Origin of the sequence: Pseudovibrio sp. Tun.PSC04-5.I4, assembly GCF_900104145.1 — a bacterium.
Taxonomy (GTDB): domain Bacteria; phylum Pseudomonadota; class Alphaproteobacteria; order Rhizobiales; family Stappiaceae; genus Pseudovibrio.
The window spans coordinates 175135-192460 of sequence record NZ_FNLB01000008.1 but is presented as its reverse complement, the minus strand read 5'-3'; the positions used below and the strand labels follow the sequence as shown (position 1 = coordinate 192460).

The following is a 17326-nucleotide window of genomic DNA, read 5'->3' as shown; positions in this document are numbered from 1 at the left end:
CAATTCGTGATTTCCATGGTAAAGCACTTTGCTAAAGTCACCCTCCGATAACCGGGTGATTGCTTATCAGCCACTCCTTCATGGAGTGGCTCGGATTTGAATGGAGTATAGGATGAAAGCGCTTTTCATTGGCCAGTCCTACATTGACGTGACCTTTTTGTCAGAGACCATGCCAGCGGGTGATGAAAAGGCGATTGCACAGGACTATGCAGTCAGCTTTGGCGGCAACGCTGTAACGGCTGCCTTTGTGTGCGCCCGCCTTGGCGTTGCGCCTGATTTGCTGTGCTCCATGGCAGATGACTGGCTGTCTCGCATGTTCCGCGATATGGCTGCGAAATACTCTATTCCAATTCACAGCTGTAAGGTGAAGGAAAGCTCGCTCTCCTTCATCATGCCAAAAGACGGCAAACGCGCCATCGTGCGTTGTCGTGACAATGATTTCCTGCATCCGTTCCCAGATCTCAACCTTGCTGGTTGCCGCATGCTGCATGTGGATGGTCACATTCCAGAAGCGGCGCTGCATTACGCCAAAGCCTGCCGTAAACATGGCATCATGACGTCCTTGGATGGCGGAGCTGTGCGCTCCAACACCGAAGAACTGCTTGATTACATTGATGTTGCGATCGTCTCCGAGTTGTTCTGTGAGCAGCTGGAGAAATCACCTGAAGACACGCTGGAATATCTGCGGGCTAAGGGTGTGAAGGTTGGCGGCGTCACTCAGGGCGAAAAAGGCCTGTTGTGGTATGAAGACAACTGCCCGGTTAAACGGTTGCCAGCGCTTAAAGTGCCAAAAGAGCGCGTGCTGGACACCAATGGGGCGGGTGATACGTTCCACGGCGCTTATGTTTACGGTTACCTTGCAGACCCTCAGGGCACCTGGGAAGACCACTTCAAACTGGCACGGGCAGCCTCCGCACATGCCATTCAGTTCCTGGGCAACGAGGCGTCCTTGCCAACTGTTCAAGACCTTGAAAACGTACAGACAAACTTTCCTGCGGGCGAATAACAATAAGGGGCGATAAGCCTATGAAGTCAGTCATTACTGCCCTTGTTGGGTTTGGTGTTTCCGGGCAAAACTTTCACGCGCCGTTGCTGACTGCGGTTGATGGCATTCAGCTATCTGCCGTTGTTTCCAGCAAGCCGGAGTTGGTAAGCAGCAAGCTCCCTGATTGCACGCCATATACTTCTTTTGACGAACTGTTAAAGCAACCGGAAATCGAGCTGGTTGTTCTCAGCCTGCCCAATACGCTGCACTATGACTATGCGAAGAAAGCTCTGCTTGCTGGTAAACATGTTGTCGTCGAAAAGCCTTTCACAATCACCAGTGCGGAAGCTAAAGAACTGATTTTGCTCGCTGAACAACAGGATCGCAAACTCTCCGTCTACCATAACCGCCGGTTTGATTGTGATTTCCTGACGGTTCAGGACCTCATCAAAACCGATCGCCTCGGCAAAGTTCACTCCTACCTGTGCAATTATAACCGGTACCGCCCGGATATTAAGGGCCTTTGGCGAGAGCAGGACGCGCCCGGCTCAGGCATCCTTTACGACCTTGGTGCACATGGCATTGATCAGGCTCTTTGCCTGTTTGGAACCCCTTTGTCGGTTCAGGCTAAACTACGCGTACAACGTAAAGATGCCAAAGCCGTTGATCATTTCCACCTCGTTCTGGGCTATGACAATTGCGATGTCGTCCTGCATGGCAATTGCCTAAGTACCGAACAAGGCCCACGTTTTCAGGTTTCCGGCGATAAAGGTACCTACATCACCTACGGAATGGACCCGCAGGAAGATGTGCTGAAAGCCTCTGGTGGGCCTGAAGATTTGACGTGGGGCGTTGAGGCAGAAGACGATTGGGGCACACTGTACGGCACAACACCTGAAGGCACGAAGGTTCCAAGCTTGATCGGTGGGTATGAACGGTTTTACGAGGCCATGCGGGATGCAATCCGTGAGGGTGCTCCGGTTCCTGTTTCACCACGGGATGCCATGCAAACCATCCGCATTATTGAAGCAGCATACCTAAGCGATAAAGAAACCAGAACCGTATTCCTGAAGGATTGAGCTCTTCTGCCTCCCTTATCACGAAGGGGCATAAGTCAGCCACCGGCACGGGAATAAGGGCTTGCGTTGGTTTGCGTTGTTATGTGTGCAGGCTTTTCTCAACCAGATAGAACAAGGGCGAGACCCCATGGTCTCGCCCTTGTTATTATGAGACTATTTCCGCATTACGCCACTTCAGAGGCCTTATCATCCGTTGCGTTGCTTTGTGCTTTGTTGAGCGCTGTTATGCGTCGCTTGCGCAAGTTCAGCGCTTTGGTGGCATTGTCTGCCCGCACGTGCCCGTACCCGCGCACTTTCACCGGCCAACTCAGCAGGTCATGCGCTATTGTTTCCCCTGTTGCACTTAACGTCTCACAGATGAGATCCATGTCTTCCTCATAGGAGGATCGGAGTTCATCTGCCAGACGGCGTTCTTCAGAGTTGCGGAATGGATCAAGGAAAGTTCCGCGCAGGCCTTTCAAACCAGCCAGCACGCCAAACAGCTTCAGCATCCAAGGGCCGAACTCGGATTTCACCGGATTGCCCGTGACCTTATCCGTTTTCACAAATGGTCCGCCGCCGATGTGGAACCGTACATTCAGATCGCCCTCAAAATTATCAGTGAGCATCTTTTTAAACGCCGGTTGGCTGAACAGGCGAGCGACTTCATATTCATCCTTATGCGCCAGCAGACGGAAGTATTGGGAGGCAGCTGTGCGCAGGCTGTCTGCTCCAGCTCCTGCCTTTTTCAACGCAATCAGGCGTTGCCGGTAGATTTTGGCAAGGCCGTTGCCCTGATACTCCTTAAGCCGATTGGCGCGATCTTCAATCAACTCTTCCAATGGCAGGGGGCGGTCCAGCTTTGTGATAGTTGCCAGCGGTGCCCGCGCTTTGGCGACCCGGTCCGGGTCCTGCACCATCAGGCGGCCCCAATTGAAGGCCTCGAAGTTTTTATCGCGCGCCACTCCGTTCAGTTCGATGGCATGACGGATCGCTCCAAGGGAGACTGGTACCAGACCGCGTTGCCACGCAATGCCCAGCAACATCATGTTGGCCATCACCGCATCGCCGCACAGATCCTTGGCCGCCTGTGTGGTGTCAAAGAAGGCAAGCCGATCGCCAGCAACCTCTTCCAACCGCGCCTTAAGGTTTGGCGCGTTGATCTGCCAATCCGGGTTCTTGGAAAATTCTGCGGTTGGCACCTCTTCCGAGTTCACCACCACTTGAGCAGAGCCAGAACGCAGCGTGGTCAGAGTTTCATCACCGGCTGTCACCACCAGATCACACCCGATCACCACATCCGCCTCACCCACGGCAAGGCGCGCGCTTTGCAACCCATCCGCTGTTTTAGCGATACGCATGTGGGTTGTGATAGCGCCATACTTCTGCGCCAGACCCGTCAGATCCAGCGTGGAAACGCGGCTGCCATCCAGATGCGCGGCCATGGATAGAATCGCGCCGATGGTAACAACACCCGTGCCGCCAATCCCTGTTACCAGCAGACCGGTAGAGCCGTTGATCGCAGGCAGCTCAGGTTCCGCCAGAACCTCATGGGCCACGCTTTCCAATTGCCGCTCAGCCGGAGATGTTGCCTTTTTCGGTTCAGCGCCTTGAATGGTGACGAAGCTTGGGCAGAACCCCTCAACACACGAAAAATCTTTGTTACAACTGGATTGATTGATCTGGCGTTTGCGGCCCAACGGCGTTTCCAGTGGCTCGATAGAAAGACAGCCGGATTTCTCGCCGCAATCTCCACAGCCCTCACAAATCTCGGGGTGAATGAAGGTGCGGACCTTCGGGTCTTCCCACTTGCCGCGTTTGCGCAAGCGGCGGCGTTCTGTGGCGCAGGCTTGATCGTAGATCAGCATGCTCACGCCTTTCACCTCGCGCAGGTCGCGTTGCACCGCTTCCAGCTCGCGGCGGTCATGCACTTCAATACCTGTCGGAATGTCTTGCGCTTTCACGCGGTCTACATCCTCAGTGACAATCACCACCTTGGACGCGCCCTCGTTGAGCACAGCAATGACCAGCTGCGGAACGGATTGCTCGCCATCCACCGGTTGTCCGCCAGTCATAGAAACAAATCCGTTGACCAACAATTTGTAGGTCATGGTTGTTTTGGCGGCGACGGCCTGACGAATGGCAAGGAAACCGGAGTGGAAATAAGTGCCGTCACCCATATTGGCGAAGACGTGCGGCTCATCGGTAAACGGAGCCTGTCCAACCCAATGCATCCCCTCCCCGCCCATTTGTGAGGGCGCTTTGGTCTTCACCGGATCATTGAAATACGCAATTGTGTGACACCCAATGCCTGCCAATGCGCGGCTGCCATCTGGCACCTTGGTGGAGGTGTTGTGCGGACAACCGGAACAGAAGGACGGACGGCGGACCGGACCGGGCTTGAGTTTGATCGGCACCGGCACTTTTTGTTGCAGCGCCTCGTCACCCAAAAACTCCGCAAGCGCGGCGGCCACCTGATCGGCAGAGAGAACGCCAGATTTTGGCAGTAGGCTTTTGCCGATCACCTTTGGCCTCATGCCAGCATCAAACAGAATGGATTTCAGCTGCTCTTCCACCAGCGGGCGCTTTTCCTCAACCACGAGGATCTTATCAACGCCCTTGGAAAATTCCTCGATGATCTTAGGATCCAGCGGCCAGACCATACCCACTTTAAGAATACGGATGCGGCGCTTTTCAGCTTCCAGTGAGGTCAGGCCCAACTCGTTCATGGCTTGACGCAGATCAGAATAGGCCTTGCCAACCCCAATAATACCAATCTCAGCTTCATGGGCATCATGTGTGATTGTGTTGATGTTGTTGACTTGCGCAAACGCCAGCGCCCGCGGAATTTTCTCTTCCAGCAACCGCTTTTCCTGCATCACCGGCATATCAATTTCACGAATCCAGACCCCGCCCGGAGGCGCTTTCATGTCCGGTTCCACTATGGTGATGCGGTCCAAGTCTACCTCAACGCTGGACGCGCTTTCCACCACATCCGTGACCAACTTCAAACCAACCCAGCACCCGCTGAACCGGCTCATCTCCACTGCCAGCACACCGTAATCCAGAATATCCTGCGGATTGGCCGGGTAAAGCACCGGAATGCCAGAGGCGATCAACGCATGGTCAGACTGGCCTGCAACAGTGGAGGATTTGGCCGCATGGTCATCGCCGCACAACGCAACCACGCCGCCTTTGGGGTGTGTGCCTGCAAAGTTGGCGTGACGGAAGGCATCACCAGAGCGGTCCACACCCGGCGTTTTGCCGTACCAGAAGCCAACAACGCCATCCTTGTTGCGCATCTTCATGTTGCCAACATGCTGAGACCCCCAGATGGCGGTGGCCGCGAGATCCTCGTTTACCCCCGGTTGGAAAACGATGCTGTGTTTGTCCAGATGCAGTTGCGCCCGCCACAACTCCATATCGTAACGCCCCAGCGGCGACCCCCGATAACCAGAGATAAATACGCCGGTGTTCAGCCCCGCCAGCTCGTCGCGCATCCGCTGCTGCAACGGCAACCGCACAAGAGCCTGATTGCCCGTTAGAAAAACAACACCACTGGTTTGGGTGTATTTGTCATCTAAAGACGGCGCGTTATGGCTTTTGGAAGCGACACTTCCAACGCTATTATCTTTTGAAACCATCAGGTTACTCTCACAAATTATCTAGCGTGCCGTATTTCCGGCTGGAATTATTTGCAATGGCAATGCCGATGACCCTCGGCTTTTGAAAAATGGCCCGCAAGCCGCACGCAATATTACTAGGAGCGCATACTGCCTGAAATATCTCTGAGTGTACAATAATCCCTTTGAATACAACGCATAACCAAAACTCTGTGCCGCAAACGGCAAGTTTCCGATTGCCCCAAGGAAGGATTGACGCGTTTCCTTATCAAAGGCACCTATTTATTAGAATAAGGAGACCATCATATGCAGTCGACTCGTATTCGTGACTATTGTAAAATACTAGGATCATCCCCGATCCATGCAATTTCAAGAGGGAATCACGAACTATTCCATTCAGATTTTCTAGCTTGGCTTTTGCAAAATTATCCAAATAGCCTCACTATTTTGAAAATTCCAGCGAACGTTAAACACATTGAAAGAGAAAAAATAATATTGATCTTAGTATCGAAGATGACAACGGTCGTAAGCATATTTGTGAATTAAAATTCAAATCTTTACCTGCTTTATCTCAACTTCAACGTTACGAAAATGCGGATAAATGTTGCCGCGAAAAACACCTAATGTCTCTGTTTCCTCCTTCATTTGATTTAGTAAATTGGAATTTCTTGAGCTTTGACGATCTTCATGTTGGTATGAGCACTTGGCTCACTGAAAATCGTCAAAAAATTAAAGAGCCTCATGTTCACTTTATTCAAGATTATTTGGATTCATTGGGAGCTTTATTAGAAATTCGTAAGCTCGTAATGGCCCCCGCAAACGTACAAAAACTCTTTCACGGTGATTTACCCAATGAGCAGTCCACCCTGCTGAATAAAGTCGGAATCTATGACGTATTGAGGAAACAAGTAGCCAATGAGTTGCTTAAACAATACTCTGTGAATCCTGCCTTCAAGGGAAAGGTAGGATTTTCAAATAAAACACCGCTGATCGAGTTTTTCCTAGATAAGCCCTTCAAATTCCAAAATCGAGAACTCCGCTTGCACTTATGTATTCAGATACAACATCGACAATACAGAAAAGCGATTGTAACAGAAATTAGAATTAATTCTGGTTGGGGTAAGGTATCGTTGAAAGATATAAAAGATTTTATTGACCGAACAGATGGTTATAATTGGCTTTACGCAAAGAAAAATGATGGCAAATAATTTTCCGGTTATCGAACATCTATTCGAAATAGAAAAGAAGGCCACGCGCTCTGCAATTATACTAATAATTTTATCTATCAACATATAAGTATAAAGGCTGGGCAGCTGCAACCCAATAACAATTCCTTGGATTCGAAAATAGAAAATCAACTCCAAACTGACTTTGATCTGGCAGAAACTTTGTTATCCAAAGATGAGTACCTATCTAAATTCAAGAAATACCTATCAGAGCCAGATAATTTCGAAAATTAGATGGCAGCCGAGCATTTTTCACTTTTCGACAAATGCTCAGCTCCGCCGTCACAGCTATTTCCAATAATTATTGGCAGCGGCAACCGTGTTGAAGTTTTGGGCGATGGTTTGTGAACTTGCAATCAATGCGCTTGCATCGTGCTCATAAACAGTACGCAAAGCCGCCCGCACATCTGCATCAGGCTGTATAGCTTTGATGGACATGCGAGATAGTTTTACCGCCAGATCGTAGCCTGCTTGCGGGTTGTCAGTCATTAATGTTGGGAGCCAGCTCTCTTCCATAGTCATCATCCTTCTGTTTTGGCGATTTTGGGAAGAGTCAGCCACCAGCCAAAGAAGCGCAAGCTATCCAATTTCTTAGTGGGATTTGTAAGCGGTTGAATTGGAGGGTACTCCCAAACAGTGGGACCGCTTTGGGATCGTAAAACAATAAAATCCAGCTGTTGGACGATCCAGATTGCCGGAAAACCACGGGGACGGAACGAGCAAGGGCACGCCGTTGTGCCCCTGCTGCTTAATCAATGGCCTGCTCAGTTGCCGACTGTTTGGTACACGACAGGCTCACCACCCATCACAGTTGACAAGGCAAACACAGTATAACTTGTGTTTTCATCCGGCTCACCCATTCCAAGGGAGCCCATTGGCATACCGGGAACGGAAAGACCACGGATCTCGGGTCTCTCGGAAAGCATGCGGTTGACTGCATCCAGCGGCACATGTCCTTCCAGCACATAGCCATCCACGATTGCCGTATGGCAGGCTTCCATATTCTCAGGCACGCCAACCTGTTGCTTAACGCGGTACAGATCATCCGCCTTTTTCACAGTGACGTTGAAACCAGCCTTTTCAAGCTCAGCGCCCCAAGCAGTACAACAACCGCAGTTTGGAGACTTATAAAGAGTTACGTCTTTGTCGCCCTCAGCATAGGCAGGTAGAGAGAAAGTACCAGCGCCAAGAAACACAGCGAAAACACTTGCAAGCAGATTACGTTTGGAGATCATGAGCCCATCCAAATAAATTTCTTATTTAATTCAGTAAGTTAGAATTTTAAAATCTAAGCAGCCGATTGGATTGGAGGCCTGTCTATGCCGCTGACATGCGCAGAATAGACTGGAAGCATGGCCGGGACTGATATGTTGGTGCTGCGGTACACCGGAGAAACAGTGCTACTGCTCTCTAAAAGCCCAAGTGTTGTGATGCAGGCATTCATGCTGTTTTGCATGACGCTATCAGCCTGACAGCAACAGCAGGATGATTGGTCGGAGGCCATTTGCTCCATGGCAGAGGTGGTATTTTGTGCCAGAGCGAGCTTGTGTGCTGCGTTTATAGACGCCATCTCACCTTGCATGCTCATAGCATAAGGCGTGGTCACAAACAGCGTCAGGAAAAGGATCAACACACGGTACATGCCGGCACCCTAGGGGCGGAATTTGGGAAGATCAAGTTAAACTGCTGTCATGTTCGATCAATTTTGATTTGAAATCTGCATTGTGCATATTTTATCGATTTTTGATAAAATGCCGCTTGACCTCAACTTAACCTGAGGAATTATACCGTGTTTTGCGAGCACAAAACGGCGGACCAACCCACAAAACCATACTGGCGGGGGACCTGTGTTTTGGCTTGCAAGTGGTCTCCTGTATTAAGCAAGATTTGTTCATCAGTCATGCCTTATCGAGAGGTAATCCCGCGGGGTCTCTAAACCGCAATGACACCTCGTGACGAGGGATTACGGCGCTGCACTTCCCCCAACGCGGTGCAGCGCCTTTTTCCCCCGGCATTGACAATTTCACCGCAGCACATATGTTGGGCGCAGTTTTTCAATCAGGAGATATGCAGCCAATGGATTTCGCAGGAACAGCCTCTTCACTTTGCCCTGTTCATTTGGAAGTTCATCAGTATGCCTGCATCAATCTCCCTTACCCACCTGTCATGGGCGCTTCCTGACGGAACAGCCCTTTTCAAAGACCTTTCACTTCAATTTGCTGCACACCGCACTGGCCTGATAGGCAGAAACGGAACGGGTAAATCCACGCTGCTGAACCTTATCAGCGGTGCGTTGGTGCCTGCTTCTGGCGCGGTTTCTGTGAGTGGCACCGTTGGAATGCTCAGCCAGCAGCTGCAACATGCACAAAATGAGACCATTGCCGATTTGTTTGGCATTGCCGACGACCTGCGCATTCTGCTCAGAGCCGAAGATGGCACCGCCACGATGGACGAGCTCAATGATGCGGACTGGACGTTGGAAAGCCGGCTGGAAGCCGCCCTTGCGCAGATGGGCTTGCAGTACCTCACAGATCACCCGCTCTCACCCCTTTCCGGCGGGCAGATCACACGGTGCAGGCTTGCAGCTCTCCTCTTTCACGATGCAGATTTTTTATTGCTGGATGAGCCCACCAACAATCTGGATGCAGAGGGCCGCAAAGCCCTGCACGCCTTTCTCGCCGGATGGAAGAAAGGGGCCCTTGTCATCAGTCATGATCGTGACTTGCTGGAGCAGATGGACAGCATTGTGGAACTGACCACGCTTGGCACAAACACTTATGGCGGCAACTGGAGTTTCTACAAGCAGCAAAAAGAACAGCAGCTGACGACGGCGGAGCAAGACCTGGCAAGCGCTGAAAAGCGTATCAGCGGCCTCAATCGCAAAATCCAGAGTGTGACAGAGCGCAAAGCCCGCAAAGACGGCGCAGGCCACCGCAGCCGAGCCAAACGTGATCAGCCTAAGGTTCTGCTCAACGCCAAACGCAACAGAGCGGAGAGCACCTCCGGCGACAACGCCAACCTTGCCAGCCGATTGCGTGAGGATGCTGAGCAACAAGCCAAGGCGGCACGGCAAAAGATTGAGGTGCTTCAACCGCTCAGCATGATCATTGCATCATCAGGTATCGCCAACGGGCAAGTTGTTCTGCGCACTGATAGTCTCAGCGCAGGCTATAGTGGCGGCGAGCCTCTGTTACGGGATTTCTCCCTCACACTCACCGGCCCTGAACGGGTGGCAGTGAAAGGCCCGAATGGGTCCGGCAAAACAACGCTGCTAAAGACCCTCATTGGCCAGTTACCACCGCTTTCCGGTTCCTGTCAGGTGCACGATAGTTTTCGAGTGCTCGACCAGCAGGCCAGTTTACTCGATCCGGGAAAGACGGTTCTGGAGAACTTCCGGCACCTGAACCCGGAGCAGGATGAAAACAGTTGCCGTGCGGTGCTGGCACGCTTTTTGTTTCGCGGCGAAGCCTCGGGGCAAACCGTTGCAACACTGAGCGGTGGGATGATGTTACGAGCTGGATTGGCCTGTGTATTGGGAGCTGCCCACCCACCCAAACTGCTGATACTTGATGAGCCAACCAACCATCTGGATATCGAAGCCGTCGAGGCCATTGAAGCAGGCCTCAACGCTTATGACGGCGCCCTGTTGGTGGTCAGCCACGACACAACTTTCCTGCAAGACATCGGGATTACGCGGGTGGTGAATTTGGAGACCTGCAAAATGGTTGACGCGGATGGTTAAGGGAAACCACAGGTCAAAACGCGGTGATTGCCTGTCACCGCGTCTCTGACATTAGAATTTGTAACTCACCGAGCTTTTGAAGTTGACGCCTTTTTCTGGGGCAGCACCATCAGCAAAGTATGGCCGGTAATTGCGGTTGAACATATTCTCAATGGAGGCGCGCGCTTCCACTCCTGCAAATCGGCCTTCCTGCGGTGTCCATGTCAGGAAAACATCATGCACGGCATAGCCTTTGCTGGCGCTATAAAGGCTTGTGTAGTTATCTGGCACACGGTCTTGCGCATCCACAAAACGCCCCTTCCACCCAAACGTAATATCAGCTTCAGGAACCTTGTAACCAAGGCTCACCACCAGCTTGGTTGGTGCTACCTCTGATACATATTGATCCGTGTCAGACGCCACATTCTTCAATGTGCCATCATGCTTCCCTTGCACTCTGGAGTAGGCAATGCTGCCGAAGAACCGCTCGCTGTCATAGTAAAGTTCAGCTTCAAACCCTTGCGTATAATAGCCGGCAAGGTTGCCATAGGTTGGCTTCGGCGCATCGTATCCGTTTAAGTTTTCGCTCAGCAATCGGTAGATATTGCTGGATACATCATTCCGATAAATCGCCACTCGGCCCGTAACGCTATCGCTTTGCGTAATCACATCCTCAAAGGTAGCGGCAATGCCGATACGCTTGGCAGACACACGTTCGTTTTGCAATTGTGTTGCTGTCGCCCGGGCGCTGCCAACATCCTAAAATTCATCAATCAATGGCGCACGCAGCTTGTAGGCATAATCACCAAAGAGCTTGATGTTTGATGTCAACGAATAGACAGCACTTAGGCTTGGGGACAGGCCAAAGCGATTAACAGTCCCGTAGTCGTGCTTCATATCTGGGTTATTATATTTGGGTGCCAGATTGGCTACCCCTTTGGAGTGGATGAAGTCGTAACGAAGACCCGGTGTCAGCTCCAATCCCGCAAAGCCAAGCGTGTACTCAGTCCATGCCGACCAGATCGTCTGCGTGCCACTTGGGATGTTGTAGGGCTGCAAATGGCCGTTGTTATAGTCTGGATTACCTACATAACTTTTCTTGAAGGCCATGCTGTCGCGAATTTCATGACGCACCTGAACGCCATATTTCAGGGTGTTTTCAAAATCACCCAAATTGAATGAGGATGTATTCTGCAGGTCCATCTTGTAGATGGCGTAATCCAGCGTGCTGTCATCCCCGCCAACATACAAGCCAGCACTGTAGTCTGGATCGTTTATTGGAACACGGCGTGTGTCATGTTGCGTGGTTTTGGAATAAGACGCCTTGAAAGCCAGATCAATCAGATCACTTTCCGGGTTATATTCATATGTCCCGCTTAAGGACGTATCCGTCATTTCCCGGTCAACAGCCTGCGTTTTCAGGTACTCTTCAAAAGAGCCATGCTTATTCAAAGACCAATCGGAAATGGTTATGAGGCCCCGCTTTGCGGCCCAGGGCTTATAGTCATCACTGTATGAATGCTGCCCGCTGACCTCGAAGAAGTGGTCTTCTCGTTCAAGACTAGCCTTGAAATGACCGCTGATCATGCTGCCGCCGGAAAGCGTAAGGTCCTGCTTGTTACCACCAACAGAGTAGTCATCGTTCTGGCGATGTGTACCCGCAATCAGCACTTCAAACCCCAGCTCCTCAGAGCGCGCATACGAGGCTGCTGACTTAATGAGCTCCATACCATTGGAGGCAAAGCCAACTTTCGCGAAAGCCCCATAGGACTGGCCATCGCGCAGCATGTCTGAGGCCCCTTTGGTCGTCATTGTAACTGACCCGCCAAAAGCTCCATACTTCTCCGGTGAGAACGTGCCTTTGGTCACGTCGATCACCTTCAACAATTCAGGATCAATAAAGATGGAGCCCTGCTGATACTTTTCGAAGGATTTCTGGGAACCATCGATAGTGATTTCTATGTCCTCTGAATCACCAAAGGCCATCATGTTGATGGATTGTCCCAAAATGCGGCTGTTACCGATAAGCTCAATACCCGGCAGACTGGAGAGTAACCCGGGAATGGTCGCGGACTGGGTACGGTCGATGAGATCGCTGCTGACTTCTGATTGGGCAATGGTGTCTTTGTTTTCGAAAGATCCTGTAACAACAATAGGATCGAGCTCAGTTTCCGCATTGACGATTTTAGATTTATTTGATGCAGCATAAGCAAATTGCACAGATAGAGAAAGGGCGCAGGCCACAAGCACAAAAGTGCTGCAAGCCTGCTCCAGATTAGGAGAGAACTTCATGTATTTACCGATGTTTATAGTTGGATGAGTTGGCTTGTGGCTGCATCCTAACTATAAAACATGAGTATAATAATCAAGTTTAAAATTACTGAATTTACATAATGCAAATTCACCTAACGTAGACGCTTGAATCGCAGGTCAAAATTGCCCACAGGCGCTTGGCAAAGTGGGGCAGGTTGTCACCGATCAGCTGCCGTCTTCTACAGATGTTTTACCTTCAGCACTCCGCCCCAGCGGCTGTTGAGGTAGTCTGCGACCAGAGAGCGGTGGCATTCGTGGGGGAGGTTTTCAGAGCAGAGCAGACAGGCCTCTTCAAACATATCCGCATTGAACTTGCTCTCGATCTTGCGTTCAGACATCAAGCCCATGAACTGATCCTTGAAGATGGTCCAGTCGCCTTTTTCCTTTTTGAACGCCTTGAACATATCTGGATCCGGTGCAAGCAACGGCTGGTGTACATACCCCATGCCGCCAATGGCCTCTAAAAAGAACGCCAGATCATTAGACTTGGCAAACCCAGCCAGCTGAGAGGTGTTGTTAAGACGTACATCAATCACCTTCTTCACACCTGCACTCTGCAAGCGACCAAAGAAATTTTCGGCAGTGGTCTTCGTAAATCCAATGGTGGAGAGGGGCATAGTGTTCACAATCATCTCGGCTAGCTGGTTCAGCGTTCAGGATCAATTTTAGTCCATGAGCCAAACTGGGGCCATGCGAGCGATCAAAACAACGCTTGAGCCTGTGATATCACCAAATCGCGGAACCATTTGTGGGCGGCAGAGGTGCGGTTGCGCACGTGCCAGATGACGCTAATGTCCGCCGTCACAACAGATACCGGACTTTTGCAGGACGCCAGGCCTCCCTTTAAACCACCGCAAATAAGCTTGGATGGAATGGTTGCGATAAGGTCTGTTCCCAGCAACACAGCAGCCAAGGCATTGAAACTAGGTGCGGAATAGACTGTTTTGCGCGTATGCCCCAGCTCTGCCAAAGCACGGTCTACAAAGGTATTTTCATTGTCCGTGATCAGCACATTGGCATGAGGTGCAATAATGTACTTTTCCAACGTATCCGGCGCTTCTCGGACCGTTGGGTCGTAAAACACCACAAACTCATCCTCAAACAGGGCTTGTGCGACGAATTCATAGGAATCTGGCGGTGGCAACGGTGTAAACAGCAGATCTGCCTCGCCCCTCACCAAAGACATCACATTCTGACGTGTTGAGTGCCGGCAACGTAGGGACACGTTCGGCGCTTCTACCCGTAATCGTTTGATTAAGGATGGGACTAGAAGGTTATGCTCATCATCCTGACAATCGATAACAAATCGGTTGGTCGCAGTGGTTGGATGAAACTCTTCGGGTTCGCTGATAAGCGCAAGGCTTCGCAGCACGTCTTCCACCGATGGCATAAGCGCGATCATCCGCTCTGTGGGTACAACGTTTCGACCTGCCTTAACAAACAACGGATCTCCCAGCAGCCCGCGCACCCGTTCCAGCCCGTGACTTACGGTGGACTGGTTTACGTTCATCTGCTGTGCGGCTTTTGTGACCGACCCACTCTCGAAGATCAGTTTCAACATCATAAGAGCGCGGCCATCAAGGCCTAAGTAATTCATTTTCTGCATGATTATTATTGAAATAATGCATTTGTATTCATTAGGCCAGCCCCTCATGTTCCCAATGAATTTCACACTCTCTAATTCAAAGGAAAAAAAATGCAAAATAAGAGTGTTTCAATTGCTGTTGCGTACCACTCGGGGTTTGGTCATACAGAAACTCTGGCAAAGTCTGTCGTCACTGGCATTAATGCTGTTGAAGGTGCGACCGGTGTTCTGGTTGATGTCACGCAGCTGAATGGCGATTTCACTGTGCTCAACGCTGCAGATGCGATCATCCTAGGCTCTCCAACCTACCTTGGGTCTGTCAGCGGGCCGTTCAAAATGTTCATGGATGAAACCTCCAAGATCTTTTTTGGTCGTGGCTGGCAGAACAAACTCGCGGCTGGTTTCACCGTTTCCGCCTCACGGTCCGGCGATAAGATGACTACGATTGTGCAGATGACTGTTTTTGCAGCTCAACATGGTATGATCTGGGTTGGTGCCAATGATATGGCGGGCAACAATTCCAGTGCTGGCTCCGAGAACGATATCAACCGCCTCGGCTCCTACCTCGGCATGATGGCACAGGCCAACGTGGATGAAGGACCGGAGGTTGCTCCTCCAGCGGCTGACCATCAAACCGCTGAATCCTTTGGCAAACGCATTGCAGACGCATCCCTGCGGTGGGGTAATGCTCCCGCCACCCAGCCTCGGGAGCTGGAATTAACTGCCTGATCCTGTCTTCAATTAAACCAGCGATACGCGGCCTCTCCATATTGGAGGGGCCATTACCCTATGTGCTATGGAAATCGTGCAGAATGACGTTGAAGGCTTCATCTACTGTGGGAGATTCAAAGTATTTGGTGAACTGGTCAAACTGCGCTTCGCTTACTGTGAACTGATGTTCTCCCGCCTCATTACGCACCCATAACCGTTCCTTACAAACCTCATCAGGCACGGAAAGGTAATGCAGCTCATGCGCAACGCCGGCTGCCTCATAGAGACTCTTCAGCCACTTGCGATCACGCACGGTGTTGGCCGGAAAATCCAGCGCAACAGAAACGCCATGCTGCAACAGGCTAACAATATGGGGGCCAAGAGCTTGCCGCACGCGGGCAGAATACTTCACGTAATCTTCCAGCGTTTTCAACTTACCTGGAAAGAGCGTAGCGTTCCAATGATCCTCGCTGAGCACGACAGCGCTATGGTCTTTCACCAGATGCGCCAGCAAGGTGGATTTACCGGAGGCAATTTTCCCGCATACCAGAAGCAGTTTTATTTCCTGAGCTGTCATGAGTGCTTCCTAAAAAAATAAATGAATCAATAGCTTATTATTGAAGCAGGTCCTCAGTGTTTACGCAATGCGGCATTGCTGCTTTGTGTGCTTACACGAGTTGTCCTCGGGTTTAGTCCCCGCTGTCGAAAGAAGCTGTGCCCGGCCACTCCACAGCAGTTTAGTGCAGCTATAGGTACAACCTGTAATTCTGCATGGGCAGACCCCTCAGGTATGTCTAAAGAGAGTAAGGGGCATTCTGATGCCGGAACACGAACTGAGATAAAACGCTGTGTTGGAATTATTACTGATTATTTTTATTGGCCTCCTCGGAGGCGTTGCTGTTGGTTTGCAGGCTCCCATGGGCGGGATTATGGGGCAACGTCTTGGCGGAGCTGCGGCCAGTGTTATCATTCACGCTGGCGGCTTTATTGCTTCTCTCGCCCTGCTTATTATGAGAGGTGGAGAGCAAATCAACCAGTGGCGCAGCATCCCTTGGTACATGTTGGCAAGTGGTGTTTTTGGGCTAATTTTGTACCTCACCATTACCCAAACCCTACCTAAACTGGGCGCGACCTCGGCGGTTCTCTTGATTATCGTGGGCCAGCTCATGGCAGGTATGGTGATTGACCATTTCGGCTTGTTCGAGCTGCCGGTTCGTTCAATCGACCTTAGCCGCGCCATGGCAGCATTGCTCCTAATTTCTGGCGCTTATTTGATGGTGAGATAGACGGCCACTCAAGCTACATCATCACTATTCTCTTTGTGGTAGACTGAAAAACCACGAGTAACCATTAGTTTGATTTTGAATAAAAATTGAGGTAGCAACAACCAATATGTTCTTCTGCCCTCGCTTTGGGTGGCAATTAAAAAAATAAACGGACTATAAAAAAATGGCAGGAGAGACAACTCCTCTTGAGAAATCCTTAAGCGCGATTGAGGTCACTGTTGCTGCTATTGGCGGTAAGTGGAAACCAGTTCTTTTGTTTCACCTCCTTACCGGCACCAAACGATTTTCAGAGCTGAAAAAGCTGTCGCCCCAAGCCTCTGACAGAATGTTGACACGGTCACTTCGGGAGTTGGAGCAAGATTTTCTGGTTCGCCGTGAGGTGTTTGCAGAAGTGCCGGTTCGCGTGGAATATTCTTTAACGCGAGATGGCGAGTCTCTTATCCCGCTGCTCAATACCATGAGCAATTGGGGTATTTCTCGCGGAGGAAGCAAGCCAGCAACCAAGATTGAGGCAACCTCAATTCTAGACAGTCTGCTCCCAACATTTACAGGTTAGCTTTCCAATGAACTTCTGACGGCCATAGCGCAATTTTCGGGGCGAAAAAAAAGGCAGCCTGCCTATCATCTCGTTGATTGCGGAAGCCTGTTTTGACGGCCCTTGTTACGCTCTCAAAATAGACGATGGAAACATGGAAATGAAGACGAGCCCTTAAAGATAAGCAATAGTTTGATGAAATACCGGCATAGCAAAACTCAAAACCTTGAGGTGTCGTAAGCTGAGATCAGAAGGGTTTGACATGCGAAAGCGCAATTGAACA

At 50.8% G+C, this 17326-nt stretch carries 14 protein-coding genes and 1 pseudogene; 7 read left to right on the top strand and 8 right to left on the bottom strand.

Annotated elements, in window-relative coordinates; all coding sequences use genetic code 11:
* The first annotated feature begins 112 nt into the window (after window positions 1-112).
* A complete protein-coding gene (locus BLS62_RS28445) occupies window positions 113-1006 on the top strand; it encodes a sugar kinase (RefSeq protein WP_093190390.1) in 894 nt (297 codons plus the stop codon).
* Window positions 1007-1026: 20 nt separating this feature from the next.
* Window positions 1027-2064, top strand: coding sequence for a Gfo/Idh/MocA family oxidoreductase (locus BLS62_RS28440; RefSeq protein ID WP_208991282.1), 1038 nt, complete (start codon window positions 1027-1029; stop codon window positions 2062-2064).
* A 164-nt stretch (window positions 2065-2228) separates the two neighbouring features.
* Here BLS62_RS28440 and BLS62_RS28435 read toward each other — a convergent pair whose 3' ends face one another.
* On the bottom strand, window positions 2229-5687 hold the full coding sequence (locus BLS62_RS28435) for an indolepyruvate ferredoxin oxidoreductase family protein (protein ID WP_093190388.1): 3459 nt from the start codon (window positions 5685-5687) through the stop codon (window positions 2229-2231).
* Window positions 5688-6289: 602 nt separating this feature from the next.
* On the opposite strand from BLS62_RS28435, the gene BLS62_RS28430 reads away from it, so the two are divergent.
* Window positions 6290-6874: a hypothetical protein gene (locus BLS62_RS28430; protein WP_143521631.1), complete on the top strand. Its 585-nt coding sequence runs from the start codon at window positions 6290-6292 to the stop codon at window positions 6872-6874.
* 306 nt (window positions 6875-7180) lie between these two features.
* On the opposite strand, the gene BLS62_RS28425 is transcribed toward BLS62_RS28430, so the two are convergent.
* The 3 genes from BLS62_RS28425 to BLS62_RS28415 form a co-directional block, all read right to left on the bottom strand.
* Window positions 7181-7408, bottom strand: coding sequence for a hexameric tyrosine-coordinated heme protein (locus BLS62_RS28425; protein WP_093190386.1), 228 nt, complete (start codon window positions 7406-7408; stop codon window positions 7181-7183).
* A gap of 248 nt (window positions 7409-7656) precedes the next feature.
* The gene (locus BLS62_RS28420; RefSeq protein ID WP_093191708.1) at window positions 7657-8127 is read right to left on the bottom strand and encodes a DUF411 domain-containing protein; all 471 of its coding nucleotides are present in this window, start codon (window positions 8125-8127) and stop codon (window positions 7657-7659) included.
* Window positions 8128-8180: 53 nt separating this feature from the next.
* Window positions 8181-8534, bottom strand: coding sequence for a hypothetical protein (locus tag BLS62_RS28415; protein ID WP_093190385.1), 354 nt, complete (start codon window positions 8532-8534; stop codon window positions 8181-8183).
* A 492-nt stretch (window positions 8535-9026) separates the two neighbouring features.
* On the opposite strand from BLS62_RS28415, the gene BLS62_RS28410 reads away from it, so the two are divergent.
* On the top strand, window positions 9027-10634 hold the full coding sequence (locus BLS62_RS28410; RefSeq protein WP_093190382.1) for an ABC-F family ATP-binding cassette domain-containing protein: 1608 nt from the start codon (window positions 9027-9029) through the stop codon (window positions 10632-10634).
* 51 nt (window positions 10635-10685) lie between these two features.
* Here BLS62_RS28410 and BLS62_RS28400 read toward each other — a convergent pair.
* The 3 genes and pseudogenes from BLS62_RS28400 to BLS62_RS28390 all read right to left on the bottom strand — a co-directional run bounded on the left by BLS62_RS28400 (window position 10686) and on the right by BLS62_RS28390 (window position 14523).
* Window positions 10686-12905 (bottom strand): annotated as a pseudogene (locus tag BLS62_RS28400) (TonB-dependent receptor).
* A gap of 200 nt (window positions 12906-13105) precedes the next feature.
* Complete coding sequence (locus tag BLS62_RS28395; protein ID WP_093191705.1) at window positions 13106-13543, bottom strand: DUF488 domain-containing protein; 438 nt, start codon at window positions 13541-13543, stop codon at window positions 13106-13108.
* A gap of 83 nt (window positions 13544-13626) precedes the next feature.
* Entirely contained in the window at window positions 13627-14523 is an 897-nt protein-coding gene (locus tag BLS62_RS28390) for a LysR family transcriptional regulator (protein ID WP_208991281.1), read from the bottom strand.
* Window positions 14524-14622: 99 nt separating this feature from the next.
* Between BLS62_RS28390 and BLS62_RS28385 the strand changes: the two genes are divergently transcribed.
* Window positions 14623-15240, top strand: a complete 618-nt coding sequence (locus tag BLS62_RS28385) for a flavodoxin family protein (protein WP_093190370.1) — start codon at window positions 14623-14625, stop codon at window positions 15238-15240.
* A 58-nt stretch (window positions 15241-15298) separates the two neighbouring features.
* Here BLS62_RS28385 and BLS62_RS28380 read toward each other — a convergent pair whose 3' ends face one another.
* Window positions 15299-15799 carry a P-loop nucleotide/nucleoside kinase family protein gene (locus BLS62_RS28380; RefSeq protein ID WP_093190367.1) on the bottom strand — a complete coding sequence of 167 codons (501 nt, stop codon included), beginning with the start codon at window positions 15797-15799 and terminating at the stop codon, window positions 15299-15301.
* A 271-nt stretch (window positions 15800-16070) separates the two neighbouring features.
* On the opposite strand from BLS62_RS28380, the gene BLS62_RS28375 reads away from it, so the two are divergent.
* Window positions 16071-16508 carry a DMT family transporter gene (locus BLS62_RS28375; RefSeq protein ID WP_093190364.1) on the top strand — a complete coding sequence of 146 codons (438 nt, stop codon included), beginning with the start codon at window positions 16071-16073 and terminating at the stop codon, window positions 16506-16508.
* Window positions 16509-16671: 163 nt separating this feature from the next.
* The gene (locus BLS62_RS28370; RefSeq protein WP_093190361.1) at window positions 16672-17064 is read left to right on the top strand and encodes a winged helix-turn-helix transcriptional regulator; all 393 of its coding nucleotides are present in this window, start codon (window positions 16672-16674) and stop codon (window positions 17062-17064) included.
* The last annotated feature ends 262 nt before the right edge of the window (window positions 17065-17326 follow it).

Bases quoted from the DNA above. Each gene is read 5' to 3' on its own strand.
- BLS62_RS28380 (WP_093190367.1), bottom strand. From the start codon at position 15,799: ATGACAGCTCAGGAAATAAAACTGCTTCTGGTATGCGGGAAAATTGCC.
- BLS62_RS28395 (WP_093191705.1), bottom strand. From the start codon at position 13,543: ATGCCCCTCTCCACCATTGGATTTACGAAGACCACTGCCGAAAATTTC.
- BLS62_RS28370 (WP_093190361.1), top strand. From the start codon at position 16,672: ATGGCAGGAGAGACAACTCCTCTTGAGAAATCCTTAAGCGCGATTGAG.
- BLS62_RS28440 (WP_208991282.1), top strand. From the start codon at position 1,027: ATGAAGTCAGTCATTACTGCCCTTGTTGGGTTTGGTGTTTCCGGGCAA.
- BLS62_RS28385 (WP_093190370.1), top strand. From the start codon at position 14,623: ATGCAAAATAAGAGTGTTTCAATTGCTGTTGCGTACCACTCGGGGTTT.
- BLS62_RS28430 (WP_143521631.1), top strand. From the start codon at position 6,290: ATGTCTCTGTTTCCTCCTTCATTTGATTTAGTAAATTGGAATTTCTTG.
- BLS62_RS28415 (WP_093190385.1), bottom strand. From the start codon at position 8,534: ATGTACCGTGTGTTGATCCTTTTCCTGACGCTGTTTGTGACCACGCCT.
- BLS62_RS28435 (WP_093190388.1), bottom strand. From the start codon at position 5,687: ATGGTTTCAAAAGATAATAGCGTTGGAAGTGTCGCTTCCAAAAGCCAT.
- BLS62_RS28390 (WP_208991281.1), bottom strand. From the start codon at position 14,523: ATGAATTACTTAGGCCTTGATGGCCGCGCTCTTATGATGTTGAAACTG.
- BLS62_RS28445 (WP_093190390.1), top strand. From the start codon at position 113: ATGAAAGCGCTTTTCATTGGCCAGTCCTACATTGACGTGACCTTTTTG.
- BLS62_RS28425 (WP_093190386.1), bottom strand. From the start codon at position 7,408: ATGGAAGAGAGCTGGCTCCCAACATTAATGACTGACAACCCGCAAGCA.
- BLS62_RS28420 (WP_093191708.1), bottom strand. From the start codon at position 8,127: ATGATCTCCAAACGTAATCTGCTTGCAAGTGTTTTCGCTGTGTTTCTT.
- BLS62_RS28410 (WP_093190382.1), top strand. From the start codon at position 9,027: ATGCCTGCATCAATCTCCCTTACCCACCTGTCATGGGCGCTTCCTGAC.